Annotated in this window: 17 protein-coding genes; all 17 read right to left on the bottom strand. The window is 39.9% G+C overall.

Annotated features, from left to right (window positions below):
- Positions 1-64: 64 nt before the first annotated feature.
- The 17 genes from AC1ECB_RS05685 to AC1ECB_RS05605 all read right to left on the bottom strand — a co-directional run bounded on the left by AC1ECB_RS05685 (position 65) and on the right by AC1ECB_RS05605 (position 12,619).
- Complete coding sequence (locus tag AC1ECB_RS05685; RefSeq protein ID WP_021167616.1) at positions 65-238, bottom strand: DUF362 domain-containing protein; 174 nt, start codon at positions 236-238, stop codon at positions 65-67.
- A 3-nt stretch (positions 239-241) separates the two neighbouring features.
- A complete protein-coding gene (locus AC1ECB_RS05680; protein ID WP_485667815.1) occupies positions 242-445 on the bottom strand; it encodes a hypothetical protein in 204 nt (67 codons plus the stop codon).
- Between the two features lies 1 nt (position 446).
- On the bottom strand, positions 447-1,007 hold the full coding sequence (gene frr / locus AC1ECB_RS05675; RefSeq protein ID WP_021167614.1) for a ribosome recycling factor: 561 nt from the start codon (positions 1,005-1,007) through the stop codon (positions 447-449).
- The gene (gene pyrH / locus AC1ECB_RS05670) at positions 997-1,731 is read right to left on the bottom strand and encodes a UMP kinase (RefSeq protein WP_021167613.1); all 735 of its coding nucleotides are present in this window, start codon (positions 1,729-1,731) and stop codon (positions 997-999) included. The genes frr and pyrH overlap by 11 nt, the downstream gene beginning before the upstream one ends.
- A 100-nt stretch (positions 1,732-1,831) precedes the next feature.
- Positions 1,832-2,479, bottom strand: a complete 648-nt coding sequence (gene tsf, locus AC1ECB_RS05665; RefSeq protein WP_485667814.1) for a translation elongation factor Ts — start codon at positions 2,477-2,479, stop codon at positions 1,832-1,834.
- Positions 2,480-2,551: 72 nt separating this feature from the next.
- Positions 2,552-3,250 carry a 30S ribosomal protein S2 gene (gene rpsB / locus AC1ECB_RS05660; RefSeq protein WP_028972385.1) on the bottom strand — a complete coding sequence of 233 codons (699 nt, stop codon included), beginning with the start codon at positions 3,248-3,250 and terminating at the stop codon, positions 2,552-2,554.
- A 184-nt stretch (positions 3,251-3,434) separates the two neighbouring features.
- Positions 3,435-4,010: a hypothetical protein gene (locus AC1ECB_RS05655; RefSeq protein ID WP_485667813.1), complete on the bottom strand. Its 576-nt coding sequence runs from the start codon at positions 4,008-4,010 to the stop codon at positions 3,435-3,437.
- Between the two features lie 19 nt (positions 4,011-4,029).
- The gene (locus AC1ECB_RS05650) at positions 4,030-4,374 is read right to left on the bottom strand and encodes a hypothetical protein (protein WP_485667812.1); all 345 of its coding nucleotides are present in this window, start codon (positions 4,372-4,374) and stop codon (positions 4,030-4,032) included.
- Positions 4,375-4,422: 48 nt separating this feature from the next.
- On the bottom strand, positions 4,423-6,042 hold the full coding sequence (locus tag AC1ECB_RS05645) for a DUF342 domain-containing protein (RefSeq protein WP_485667811.1): 1,620 nt from the start codon (positions 6,040-6,042) through the stop codon (positions 4,423-4,425).
- 42 nt (positions 6,043-6,084) lie between these two features.
- Entirely contained in the window at positions 6,085-6,846 is a 762-nt protein-coding gene (locus AC1ECB_RS05640; RefSeq protein ID WP_485667810.1) for a FliA/WhiG family RNA polymerase sigma factor, read from the bottom strand.
- A gap of 20 nt (positions 6,847-6,866) precedes the next feature.
- A complete protein-coding gene (locus tag AC1ECB_RS05635) occupies positions 6,867-7,190 on the bottom strand; it encodes a hypothetical protein (protein WP_485667809.1) in 324 nt (107 codons plus the stop codon).
- 14 nt (positions 7,191-7,204) lie between these two features.
- Entirely contained in the window at positions 7,205-7,690 is a 486-nt protein-coding gene (locus AC1ECB_RS05630; protein ID WP_021167605.1) for a chemotaxis protein CheD, read from the bottom strand.
- Entirely contained in the window at positions 7,690-8,310 is a 621-nt protein-coding gene (locus AC1ECB_RS05625; RefSeq protein ID WP_021167604.1) for a chemotaxis protein CheC, read from the bottom strand. The genes AC1ECB_RS05630 and AC1ECB_RS05625 overlap by 1 nt, the downstream gene beginning before the upstream one ends.
- Before the next feature lie 34 nt (positions 8,311-8,344).
- A complete protein-coding gene (locus AC1ECB_RS05620; protein WP_021167603.1) occupies positions 8,345-8,809 on the bottom strand; it encodes a chemotaxis protein CheW in 465 nt (154 codons plus the stop codon).
- A gap of 18 nt (positions 8,810-8,827) precedes the next feature.
- A complete protein-coding gene (locus AC1ECB_RS05615; RefSeq protein WP_485667808.1) occupies positions 8,828-10,879 on the bottom strand; it encodes a chemotaxis protein CheW in 2,052 nt (683 codons plus the stop codon).
- 30 nt (positions 10,880-10,909) lie between these two features.
- Complete coding sequence (locus AC1ECB_RS05610; protein WP_485667807.1) at positions 10,910-11,959, bottom strand: protein-glutamate methylesterase/protein-glutamine glutaminase; 1,050 nt, start codon at positions 11,957-11,959, stop codon at positions 10,910-10,912.
- 24 nt (positions 11,960-11,983) lie between these two features.
- Positions 11,984-12,619: a flagellar brake protein gene (locus tag AC1ECB_RS05605; protein WP_485669285.1), complete on the bottom strand. Its 636-nt coding sequence runs from the start codon at positions 12,617-12,619 to the stop codon at positions 11,984-11,986.
- Position 12,620 lies beyond the last annotated feature (1 nt).

Raw genomic sequence — 12,620 nt, 5'->3', positions numbered from 1 at the left:
AAAATCCTGAAAAGTTAGCCAAATAAATATAAATTTAAACCCCCTCTTGCGAGGGGGATTTAAATTACTCTGGAGCTACTATTGCCCCAGTAGGGCAAGCTTCAGCACAAGAACCACACTCAACACACTCTTCAGCATCAATGCTGTAAATTGGTTCCCCTTCTTTAATAGCTTCAACCGGACAGGTTGCAGCACAAGAACCACAAGCAACACACTCATCTGTAATCTTGTAAGCCATTTATTAAAACACCTCCTTTCCCATTTTAGCAGCAACTATTAAATTATAAATACCATCAGCATCTAATTGCTGCTTGATAACATAAAGCTTATCTTCCAGTTGGAACAGTTCGCGCGAAGGCTTAGTAACAGTAATGTTATATTTGCATTTCGCTTGTTTCAACCTGCAGATAACTTTAGACAACGGCTGCGCAACTGTATCCACCATATTACACTTCCATTATGTCTTTTTCTTTTGCAGCCATAACCTGATCTACTTCTTTAATATATTTATCTGTTAATTTTTGAATATCGTCTTGCGCTTTTTTGGCCTCATCTTCAGAAACCGTTTTGTCTTTTTCAACCTTCTTTATCGCCTCATTGGCATCACGCCTGAGATTACGAATAACAACTCTGCATTCTTCCGCTTTTTTATGTATAACTTTAACAATTTCCGAACGGCGTTCTTGCGTAAGTTGCGGAATAGTCAATCGAATGATAGCGCCATCATTAGTAGGCATCAGCCCTAAATCCGACTTTTGAATAGCCTTATCAATGGCGTTAAGCATCGTCTTTTCCCATGGTTGAATGACAATCATCCTCGGTTCAGGAACTGAAACATTGGCTACCTGATTAACTGGCGTTGGTGAACCATAATAATCAACCATAACCTTTTCCAGAAGCGAAGGAGTTGCCCTGCCTGCACGCAGACTGCCATACTCTTTCCGTAGGACTTCCAAAGCCTTCTTCATTTTGTCCTCATGGGCAGAATGAATTTCCTTAGTTGCCATTTTTTTCTCCTCCGACGATAGTTCCAATATCTTTGCCTAGCGCAGCTTGCAAAATATTGCCTGGCTCATCAATACTAAATACTACAATTGGAATTTTATTATCCATACACAGCGAAGTAGCTGTAGAATCCATAACTCCTAACCCCCGCTGTAAAACTTCAATATATTCAAGTTCTTTAAACTTCTTGGCATCAGGATTGTGGCGTGGATCAGAATCATATACACCATCAGTGTTCCTTTTTGCCATCAAAATTGCATCTGCTTCAATTTCGGCAGCTCTTAGTGCAGCTGTCGTATCTGTTGAGAAATAAGGATTCCCCGTACCTGCGGCAAAAATAACTACGCGTCCTTTTTCCATATGTCGTATAGCCCGACGACGGATGTATGGCTCAGCAACTTGTTGCATATTAATAGCCGTCTGCACTCTTGAATCAACACCACAATGTTCAAGCGCATCTTGGAGTGCCAGTGAATTCATAACAGTTGCCAGCATTCCCATATAATCAGCAGTGGCACGATCCATGCCTTTCGCGCTGCCGGCAAGGCCACGCCAGATATTCCCGCCACCAACAACAATGGCTACATCCAAATTACTTGCTTTAACCTCTTTTATTTCTTTGGCAATAGAATCAACAACAACAGGATCTATACCATAGCCCTTATTACCAGCCAAGGCTTCACCACTTAATTTTAAGACAACGCGTTTATATTTACCAGCGACCAAAAGGGAAACCTCCTTTAAAATATATGTTTCTACATTTTGCGAATAAATCCTTTATTTCACAAAATATTTTTTTTGAAAAAAGAGAACACTTAGTGTTCTCTTATTTATTGACAGCCGCCATTACTTCAGCTGCAAAATCATTAGCCTTTTTCTCAATACCTTCCCCTAATTGATATCTGGTGAAACGTCGAACTGAAATATTTTCACCAATTTTTGATACTCGTTCAGTTATTAATTGAGTTATTGTTTTATCAGGATCTTTGATAAACGCTTGCTCCAATAAACAATTTTCCTGATAGAACTTTTTCAAACGACCTTCAATCATTTTTTCAACAATATTAGCGGGCTTCCCTTCGTTAAGCGCCTGCGCCCGCAGGATTTCTCTTTCGTGATTCAGTATTTCTTCTGGCACTTCTTCACGAGTAACATAACCAGGGTTAGCGGCAGCAATCTGCATGGCTATATCTCGCACTAGTGATTTAAAATCATCAGTTTTAGCAACAAAATCAGTTTCGCAGTTTACCTCAACAAGAACACCAATACGTCCTGCTCCATGTATGTAAGATTCAACAAGTCCTTCAGAAGCTATACGGCTAGCTTTTTTTGCTGCTGCAGCCAAACCTTTTTCCCGCAAAGAGTCAACAGCCTTTTCCATATCACCGTTAGTCTCACTTAAAGCCTTTTTACAATCCATCATGCCGGCACCAGTGCGTTCCCGTAGTTCTTTAACCATTCCTGCAGTTATCATTTAAAATCCTCCTAACTATTATTAAAGGTAAGAGGGCCGAAAGCCCCTTACCTTTAATGTGCACATAATAGTTTACTCTGCCATCTGTTCGCCTTGGCGACCTTCCAGTACAGCGTCAGCAACCTTTGCGGTAAGCAGCTTAACAGCGCGAATAGCATCATCATTACCAGGAATAACATAATCGATTTCATCAGGATCGCAGTTGGTATCAACAATCCCAACAATAGGAATACCTAAGTTACGAGCTTCTGCCACAGCAATGCGTTCTTTGCGCGGATCAATAATGAAAAGTGCGCCTGGCAGTTTGTGCATATTTTTAATTCCACCAAGGAATTTTTGTAATCGTTCCATTTCGTGGCGTAAAGTAAGGACTTCTTTTTTAGGCAATACTTCAAACATACCTTTAGCTTCCATATCTTCAAGCTCACGCAATCTGTTAATGCGTTTTTGAATTGTTTGGAAGTTTGTCAACATACCACCCAGCCATCTTTCATTGACATAGAACATTTCACATCTGATAGCTTCTTCTTTTACAGCTTCCTGCGCCTGTTTTTTGGTACCTACAAACAGCATAGTTTGCCCTTGAGCAGCTAAGTCACGTACAAAATTATACGCTTCTTCCACCTTTTTTACTGTTTTTTGTAGGTCAATAATGTAAATACCATTACGCTCCGTAAATATGTACGGAGCCATTTTGGGGTTCCACCTTCTGGTTTGGTGACCAAAATGTACACCAGCTTCCAAAAGCTGTTTCATAGAAATAACTGACATAAATACACCTCCTGTTAAATTACCGCCGCAACCCGCATCTTTTGCCTTCACCAGTTTTGGCACAGTAGCAAAATTGGATTGCGTGTGTGATACACCGAAAAGTAGTATAGCATAACTTTCCGCTGATAACAAGTCAAATTCTCTCATAATTTCTTGCTTTTCGCTTTTTATTATACCAATTGCCTTACTTTTTATTCAATTGCAGGAGCAGCATAATTTCGCCCTTGCCCATACCTGTAGCTTTGGCAATTTCCGTCACTGTATAATTCTGGTCTGCCATAGCAATAATGTGACGATATTTTTCAACATTTACTTCTTTAATAGTATGTTTATTCTCTTCGGCCTCAATTGCCAGTTCAGCAATAGGCTGAACTGGCTCAGGCAAAACATCATCTGCAACCGGTAGCACGGATGCATTACCAATCTCGGCAACAACTAGTCCTGTATCCTGTTGCTTAGCTATGCTTTGTTTTTCCTCTAACGCTGACAACTGCTCAATCATCTTATTAGCATACTCAACTTGCTGGTTAAGCAGGCCAATTTTCGTCTCCGCTTCTTCAAGTAATAGCTCAAGTTGAGCAGCTTCCTCTTCAAGGCGTCTAATAATAGCATCAGCTGTTTGCTCTAGTTGCGCTGTAAATTCATTAGCTGGAGCAGACATCTTTAACATAAACATTTTAACAATCATATCTTTTTTATATAGTAATAAAAAAAGAAAAAGAACGATTGCCAGTAAAACAATACTAACACTAGCCGGCAAGAATATCACCTCCATAATACTACGTTTTAATATCGATAATATGTCCTAATACCGGATCTGGAGGCATTATCTCTTGCTCTGAATTTTCTGATTCTAAGGATTTTTGGGAAACTACATTGTGATTTTGGTTAAGGTCACTACCACCGCGTTTATTATTTTCTTTTTTATCATCGCGTTCAACCTTGCCACCCTGGCCTTTTTCTACACTCTGAACCTGATGCTGACGTATCTGGGCCGCCTTTTCCATCTGTTCAGCAAATTGCTGTTGCTGAAGTGTACCTTGATGGGCAAGATTATTTTGTTGCGTCCCGACTTCTGTCGCCTTTGGAATAATTACCTGCATATCAATTGGCCTGATACTCATTACATCACCATCCAACCATAAAAGTAAAAGCTGATTGGTAGTTAATCACTATTTATAAGAGCCTGTTTTAATTTCCCCGTCTTCAGCATAAAAATTCGCAAACTTAGTTGCATCCCGTACTGGTTTCACTAATGTTCCGATAACTAGCTTGACCCCAGGGTAAACTGTATCTGCTACTTTAATGTGACCATAGCGCATTTCTTCCAGAGCTATTTCTATTTCTGCCAGTCTGTTACGCATGGTTTCAGTCTGACCAATTAAATGAAACTGAGCTTTCGTCAATTTAAGCAACATTTCGTGTTTATCCGGAGGCATCGTACTCTGGTTCATTGTTCGTAATATATGTAAAGCTTTTTGCGCTTGCTCTAAATCAAATTCAAACTTTTTAATTTCTTTGCGTAATATTTGGTATTCTTCCCGTAATGCCGGATTTACTCCGACCTCAATATCAGTATTAGTAGCAGAATAAGTACCAATAGTCTTGGCCTTAATTTCTTCACCTGCAGATATCTGTCCACCAACAATAAGACCACGCCGTTCGTCAACAATTACTCTTTTGCCGGCGCTCACTTTACTATGTAAAACAACATCACTGACAATGACGTCTTTTCCTGCTAATACTGTTGCATTTTCAATATACTTTGTAACAACATTCTCACTTGCTTTGATATATCCTTTGTTCATTCCCTGAATACCCATACGAACAGTAACATTCTTGCCTTCAACAATACCACCACTGACATTACCGGCTATCTCTACATTTCCTTCAGCCTTTACTGTAAAACCAGTCTGTACTGAGCCTTTAACGATTACACTACCGACAAATTCAATGTTACCTGTTGATAAATCAACATCACCTTTTATTTCGATAAGAGGAATAACACCTATTTTCTTGTTCACAACAACAAGTTGGCCGTCTTGTCCCGCATATGCCTTTAATCCCTCGACAGCATAAACATTTTTACCTGTTGGCAATACTACATCTTTTCCTGGTTTAGCCTGAACTTCATTCCCCAAAACATCAATTCCCTCGGTTCCTTGTGTTGCAGGCACTTTTTCAGCTAACAACTCATCTTTGTGAACAACGGTAAACAAATTAAGGCTTTTAAAATCCACCCTGCCGTCATCTAATTCTACAGGACGCCCTTTGTTTTCTAAATCAAGGAAATATGTAATTTCGGCATTAGCTCCATTAACAGGTGGCAATCCTTTTGCGCAGACGACCATGCATCCCGGTCTGGTGCGTGCTGCTTCAATTGCCGCGCTGTCAATTCCATAAACTATACCAGCCTGTTTAATTTTATCCATAATCTCATCAATAGTAACCGGTCGACAGCCTTTCGGCATATCTACCTGCAGAGTGGCCTCCATTCTATCACGAGAGACAAAAACCTGAATAACCGGTTCTGTTTCAACTAGTTTCTCTGCTACTTTAATGGGAGTACCTAACGCCTCTTTTACTACACGGACAAGCAAAGCATTCTCTACTTTATCAATGCCGCGTTCTCTCAAAAGATCAGTAATTTGAGGTACTTTTACAGGCTGTCCTTCACCTTGCGGAGAATACACAGCCAGATAAGTACCATTTTCATCTGTTGTAATAGTAAAATATCCATCAAGTGAACTTACATTATCCTCTGCCTGTTCTAATAAGCGTGCATCATCCATACGCAATCTCCCATCACTAGCACTAACGACTAGGTTTGATTATTAAATAAAGCTTGATTTTAGTCTTGACAGAGCACCTCGTAACCGGAAAATAGCTTTAGTATGAAGTTGAGATATACGAGCTTCTGATAATTTTAATATCAAGCTGATCTCTTTTAATGTCAGTCCTTCATAATAGTAAAGACTAACCACCAAACGCTCTTTTTCTGGCAACTTATCAATACTTTTGGCTAACATATCTTTTACTTCTTGCTCTTCTATATGTTGTGCAGGGTTCGGCGTATGCTGCGAAGCTGTCTCTGTTCTGGCAAATTCTTCAAGTGGAATAAGTGTGCTGGCATTTAGCTGATTAATAAGCTTATACAGTTCACTGAGTGGAATTTTCATTGCCATCGCAATTTCTTCATCTTTTACTGAGCGTCCCAGCGCATGTTCTAACTTGGCGACTGTTTGTTCATATTGTCGTGCTTTTTGTCTAATGGTAGCCGGAACCCAATCTTGAGCTCTAAGGGAGTCAAGAATAGCTCCCCTAATTCTTACAACTGCATAGGTTTCGAACTTAACTCCTCTATCAGCATCAAAGCGTTCAATTGATTCCATAAGACCAAAAAATCCATTACTAATCAAATCATCTTTATCTACATGCTGAGGAAGACTAACTGCAACACGGCCTGCCACTAGTTTTACTAAAGGCAAGTAGTTCTCAATAATTTTCTCCCGAATCTCCGGGCTTTTGTTATTACTATACTCCCGCCAAAGTTTGAGAGTGTTAGCAGCCTTCTCTTCAGCATTATTATCTGCCATTGGCGCTTACCCCTCCATCGTTACTTTTGCGTTAGTGTTATATTCTCAAAATTCTTAGGATTAAGAGGTTCAAAATCTGCCGCCGGTAACTCATCTCCCTGTATGTCATCGCTACTTGTAATAGAAACATCCACACCCTTAGGTTCCGATTCATCCAGGGTTTCTTGAAAATAGCGCTCAGCAAATTGACCACAAACATATCCAATAATGGCAAAAAGAACTAACGATACTAATGTTCGGTATACCATAGCAGTTAGTGTAATATTATTATGCACACCTACCAATAATGTTAAGCCACTGGCAATAAGTGCCACATATAAACTAATCCGCAACTTTAGTGTCATAGTTCTTCCTCCAATTATAATTCTTTTTCACCTTTATCAATGGTTTTGACGCGAAAAATGCCAGTGTCCAATTTTAACTCAACTGTACGTCCATAATTACCACCGGTATCTTCAGCTATTAATCGTATCTCCAGCTTCTTTAGTACTAAACGCACAGCTTCTGCATTACGCTCACCGACCCGCATAATATCAGTAGCATTAGTAAATGTAAACATTTGTGCGCCGCCGGCAATCTTCGCAGTAATACGCGACTTGCTTGCACCTAATTTTATTATATCATTAAGCATGGCTGGTAAAGCCGTATCCGCAAATTTTGCTATATTCTCTGCTGAGCGGGCTTGCGTACTGTCGGGTAACATTATATGGGCTAATCCACCTACCTTAGCAACCAAATCAAAAAGTGCGATACCAACACAGGATCCTAGTCCATAACTAATCAGGCTAGCCGGATTACGCCCAACCTTGTAATCAGCCATTCCGACTTTTATTAGTTCAGCCATTATTCTGTCACCCCGATTGCAGCCAAAATTGTACTCAAAGAACCGGGATCAGGAATAAGGAAAAAGTGACCCTTAACGCCATCATTATCAGTGGTAAATTCAGTTTCGATTACCAATGCGTGATCGCCCATTTGACCTAACTGACTTAAGACAACGCTTAATATAGCACCAGCCATATCAACGGCTAAAGCCGGAATAGATGGTAATAATGTCAGTTTAGTAAAGTGAGAAAGCGCATTCAAATAGGCACCTGCCAAAATATTACCAATTTCCATCAGTGCTGATTCATCCATAGAATTAAGGAGTTGAGTTTCACCTTGGCTGCGCCCCATTAGCATATCAACCAAGTAAAAGGCACTGTCACGAGGAAGCAAAAATAAGATACTCCCAGGTGCCAAGCCAAAAACTCTGAGATAAACACCCGCAACCATAGCATCTGGGCCACCTACCACCTCTGGTACTTCACCAAGAGGAAGAATAGCCACTTCTGGTACTGTCATATCAATTTTGTTATTAATGATTTGAGATAGCGCAGTTGCCGCATTACCAGCACCAACATTACCTATTTCCCTCAACGCATCTAACTGCAATGGTGATAGTTTTAAAATATCCTCAGACAAGTTTTGCCACCCCTTTGCTATCTACACCTAACTATTAACTAGCTTTAACTTCTTGACCCACACCAATAATTGCATCTGTATTAAGTAATATTAACAGCCGATTATCTAATTTACCTACACCACTTAAATAATCTCCAGCAATACCACCCACCACCGCTTGCGGTGGTTCAATATTATTTTGGTCAATTGTTGTTACTTCAGACACAGCATCGACAATCATGCCAACAACTATATCTTCAACTTTTATAATAATAATTCGCGTATCTTCCGTATACTCTTCCGGAGGTAAATTAAGTCTTTTCTTCAAATCAATAACAGGCAAAATACTACCGCGTAAATTCATTACACCTTTAATATAATCAGGTGAATGAGGAACCCGGGTAATCTCCGTTATTCGCTTGATCTCTTGAACTTGCAGAATACTGACACCATACTCCTCGCGCCCTAATTTAAATACTACTAACTGAATATCATTACCAGAATATGTTAGTTCAGACACTCTTCTTCCCTCCCTTTTTTACTGTTTTAGCGCCCCAACATCTAAGATAAGTGCTACTTGACCATTACCTAGAATAGTAGCGCCGGCAATAACCTTAATTCCAGCTAATAATTTCCCCATAGATTTAATTACTATTTCTTGCTGCCCAATAAGCGTATCTACAATGATCCCGGCACGCTCTTCCCCAATATGAACGATTACTACAAATAATTCTTCCTGACTATGCTGGCAAGTATTAGCAACATTAAGTACATTTGCCAAACGAACTATGGGAATGATTTGGCCTCTAAGTAAGATAACCTCTTGATTTTGAATTGTTTTTATATCCTGGGGTGTAATATTAATGGTGCTATCAATGGAGCCAAGCGGAATGGCATAAATTTCTTCACATACTTTTACTAATAATGCCTGAATAATAGCCAATGTTAGTGGCAGTCGAATCTTGAATTTACTACCCATATTAATTTTGGTCTCAACATCTACCATGCCGCCTAATGATTCAATTTTAGTCTTAACAGCATCCATGCCAACGCCACGTCCTGAAACATCTGTTACTGTTTCAGCCGTCGAGAAACCGGGCAAAAACACAAGCCGAACAGCTTCAGCTGCTTCAAGCTTATCAGCTTCAGCTTGCGTAATCATCCCCCGCTCCACAGCCTTTTGTTTTATAGTATCAGCATTAATGCCTTTTCCATCATCTTCAACCATAATAATAACATTATTACCTTCATGACGGGCAATCAGGCGAACTTCACCAACAGGATTCTTGCCTTTGGCTTGCCGTTCAGCCGGATGTTCAACACCATGATCAATCGAGTTTCTCAAAAGATGAACTAAAGGATCGCCAATTTCATCGATTACAGTACGGTCAAGTTCTGTTTCCTCCCCCTGAATAATGAGGTTAATCTCTTTATTTAATTCGCGTGACAAGTCTCTAACCATTCGTGGAAAACGATTAAACACCTGACCAACAGGAACCATCCGAACTTTCATGACTACTGACTGCAAATCTGTTGTTACCCTATCCATTTGTTCAATCGTTTCAACAAGATCAGTAAGTCTGTGTGTTAACCCAATTTGCTCCAGCCGGGTCTTGTTAATAACTAATTCCCCAACAAGGTTAAGCAAACTATCCAATTTATCAATATCAACTCTTACTGACTGACCACTTTTAAGCTTTTTATCATTATGTTGTTCATTAGCAACCGGTTTGTCACCAGAGACACTTTTATCCTGTTTGCCGACAGTTGGTTTATCTGCTTGAGCCTCTGGGATTGCGGCTGATTTTTCGGTAGTTTCCGGAATTATCACTGGAATAACAACTACTTTTTCAACCTCTGAAATATTGAGAACAGCTGTTTCAATATTCTCCGCAGTAACACTTGTCAAAACACTAACTTGGAAAGAATTGTCGAAGTTTTCTTTTTCCAATTCTTCAACAGTTGGAACACTCTTAATAACCTCACCAAGTTCTTCTAATGCGTTCATTACCATATATGCCCTGGCAGATTTAAGGAGACATCCTGTCCGCAAATCAATATGAACTTCATAACACTCAATGCCTTGCTTTCTTGCAGCTTTAACAACATTGAGCTCTGTTTCATCAAGATTGACGTTTTGAGCTGAAATAGATTCCGCTTCCGGCGTCGCGGCAACCTGCACAGAGTGTTGTTCAGATACCGAACACGGCTCACCTTTAGCAATTGCTGTGAGTTTGGAAATGAGCGGTTTAATCTCAATAGGCGTATCAGAATTCGAGGATACGTTTTCGACTAGCTGCTCCAAGGTATCAACACATTTAAATAAAATATCAGTAATATCATCATTTGCCTGCAGTGTCCCTTTACGAAGCAAATCAAGTACATTTTCCATCTCATGTGTAAGCTCCGCAATAGTAGTAAACCCCATGGTAGCAGACATACCTTTAATGGTATGAGCACTTCTAAATATTTCATCAAGTACATTTAGATTGCCAGGATCATTTTCAAGATCAAGCAAACAACTATTTAAGGCTTGAAGGTGCTCACGCGATTCTTCTAAAAACATTCCCATATACTGATTGATATCCATTCATCTACACCCCCGTATCACGATTTATGTTTATTGTTTAGCCAAAGCTCTAAGAATTTCAGCGGTTATACCAGTAATAGGCGCTACCCTATCAACTACACCTGCTTCAATAGCTGATTTAGGCATTCCAAATACAACTGCCGTTGATTGATCTTCCGCAATTGTCTTGCCATTTTGACGTTTAATCGCTTGGATACCTTTTGTACCATCATGGCCCATACCGGTTAAAATAACCCCGATTGCCTTACTGCCAAAAATACGGGCTACTGATTCTAGTAAAGGATCTACTGCTGGTCTATGTCCGCTAATGGGAGGGTTTTGGTTAAGCTTAACAAGTACCTTACCACCTTCTTTTTCAAGCAGCATATGATAATCTCCTGGTGCAATCAACACAAGTCCTGGGCACACAACATCATTATGTTCGGCTTCCTTCACTGTTACAGCAGATAAGGAGTTCAGCCGTTCCGCGAGTGACTTAGTAAATCCTGGCGGCATATGCTGGACTATAACAATTCCACAGGGAATATTGCCGGGAATTTTAGTTATAACTTCTTGCAAAGCCCGCGGTCCACCTGTCGAAGTGCCAATAGCAATTATTCGTTCTTCCGTTTGTACACCTAGTGACGAATACACCTGTTTCGTCGTCGGCATATGGTTGATAGTTTGCGTTTTTGTAAGCTGCGATACATTCGCTCTAACAGCAGCCCGACATTTTGCAAGTATTTCAGCTCGCACATCCGTTATATTAGAGATAGGTCCTGCCGTTTTAGCAACAAAATCAACAGCACCTAATTCAAGTGCCCGCAAAGTAGCAATAGCGCCTGCCTTCGTCAAACTACTGATCATAACTACCGGGGTAGGGCATTCTGACATAATTATTTCTAAGGCCTTAAGACCATCCACAATCGGCATCTCAACATCAAGAGTAATTAAGTCAGGCTTCAGGCGTTTTGCTTTATCAATTGCATCTTTACCATTGCGTGCAGTCTCAATAACAGTAAAATCAGCTTCATTAGAAAATAAATCACCTAACAGCTTACGCATGAACACAGAATCATCAACAACCAGCACTTTTATCAAAAAATCACCACCAATACCTTTTAGTTATTCCAACTCTTTGCGGCGCTGTTCAAGTTGTTTTTTAAAAATAAACTTGATAATATTACTACGGTCTTTTTCGGCAATTTCCAGAAATCTTATCCCCACCCAAAATACCGCAAGCTCATGCTGTGGCTGAAACACCCTAACCACTTCACTTTTAAAAGTAAGAGCACCAATCTGTGGATAATGAATTGTCACCATCAATTTAGTTCCAATAGGCCATTTGTGACCAGTAACAATTTGCACACCACCACCACTAATATCTTTTGTTGAAGCATTAATTATTGTATCATCAAGCATTTCATTAGCATCAATCGCTCTAATTTGAACAAGTATAGTCAAATCAATCCTGACAAAAGCCCTTTGCTGAATTTTTTTTATATTATAAGGCAAGACAATCGTCCATACAGGCAACGGATTCATCTGTCTGCTGAGCAGAGAGCTGGTAAATTCAAAAGCCATGTGGTTAATCACTGTCCGCCCGAAGAAAATATCACCTTGCTGTAATCTGACAGGAACGCCCTTACTCATTGGCATAGCTATCACCATATTCTCAGCAGTTATATCTTCAATCCGACTGCGGTATTGCTCTGCAAGACCACTTCGGTCAGGAACAATTACTTTAATACGTTGATTAATT

Source organism: Sporomusa sp. 246TCP1 (genome assembly GCF_057319775.1).
This window is presented reverse-complemented; position numbering and strand designations above follow the sequence as displayed.